Source organism: Streptomyces lonarensis (genome assembly GCF_012033735.1).
Taxonomy (GTDB): domain Bacteria; phylum Actinomycetota; class Actinomycetes; order Streptomycetales; family Streptomycetaceae; genus Streptomyces; species Streptomyces lonarensis.
Map to the genome: position 1 here is coordinate 1 of NZ_JAAVJD010000479.1, position 1,047 is coordinate 1,047.

Sequence of the window (1,047 nt, forward strand, 5' to 3'; positions counted from 1 at the left end):
GCACGCGGCCGGGGGAGCGGGGCGCGACGCTTCGCGGCCGGGTCACCGAGGCGACCGAGGCCGCCGTCGCCACCCTCGGCTTCCGACCCGCCCTGGTGACGGAGGGGCCGGTGGACAGCGAGACGCCGTGCCGCGTCCCCACCGCCGGGGTTCCCGGGCGCTGACGGCCCGCACGGCCCGGTCACGCTCCCGCTTGCCGCGCCGTGGTGCCCGACGCCGGGCGCGAGGGGCGCGGCCGGTCCACCGGATGTGCTCCGCACGGAGGAGACCTCATGAGGCACACCAAGGTCGGCCATGTGATGGCCACCGACGTCGTCACCGCGGTACGCGAAACCCCGTACGGCGAGCTCTCCCGCCTGCTGTGCGTGCACCGCGTCGGCGGACTGCCGGTGATCGACGACGAGGACCGGGTGATCGGCGTGGTCTCGCGGGGCGACCTGGCGCGCCGCGGCCCCGGACCCGCCGGCGCCGGGCAGCCGACGCCGGGGCAGGTCGTCCCCGGTGCGGTGGGGTTGCCGGGACCGGCCGCGGCGACGCGCGGCACGGCGGGCGAACTGATGGCCACCCCGCCGGAGACGGTCCGCGCCCAGGCCCGGGTGGTGGAGGCGGCACGACTGATGGCGCGCCGCCGCCTCGGCCGGCTGCCGGTGGTGGACGAGGAGGACCGCCTCGTCGGCATCGTGACCCGGCGCGACCTGCTGCGGGTCTTCCACCGCCCCGACGAGGAGATCCGCCGTGCGGTGACCCGCGACGTCGTCGTCGACACGCTCTGGCTGGCGCCGGAGTCGGTGCGGGTGACGGTGGTGGACGGCGTGGTCACCCTGGAGGGCGCCACGGAGCGCCTCAGCGAGAAGGAGATCGCGGTGCGGGTGACCGCGCGGGTCGACGGGGTGGTGGGGGTCGTCGACCGGCTCACCTACCGCATCGACGACTCGCGCGCGGAACCGCCGTGGCCGGGTGGCGCCGAGGGGGCGGTCCCCGCGCCGCGGCAGCCGGCCGAGGACTGAGCAGGCGGCACCGGCCGCGAGGGGCCGGGTGGGCGGGGGC

At 78.0% G+C, this 1,047-nt stretch carries 1 protein-coding gene; it reads left to right on the plus strand.

Annotation, left to right across the window (positions count from 1 at the left end; all coding sequences use genetic code 11):
- Positions 1 to 272 precede the first annotated feature (272 nt).
- Entirely contained in the window at positions 273 to 1,007 is a 735-nt protein-coding gene (locus HCN56_RS25650) for a CBS domain-containing protein (RefSeq protein ID WP_167975047.1), read from the plus strand.
- Positions 1,008 to 1,047 lie beyond the last annotated feature (40 nt).

Bases quoted from the DNA above. Each gene is read 5' to 3' on its own strand.
- HCN56_RS25650 (WP_167975047.1), top strand. From the start codon at position 273: ATGAGGCACACCAAGGTCGGCCATGTGATGGCCACCGACGTCGTCACC.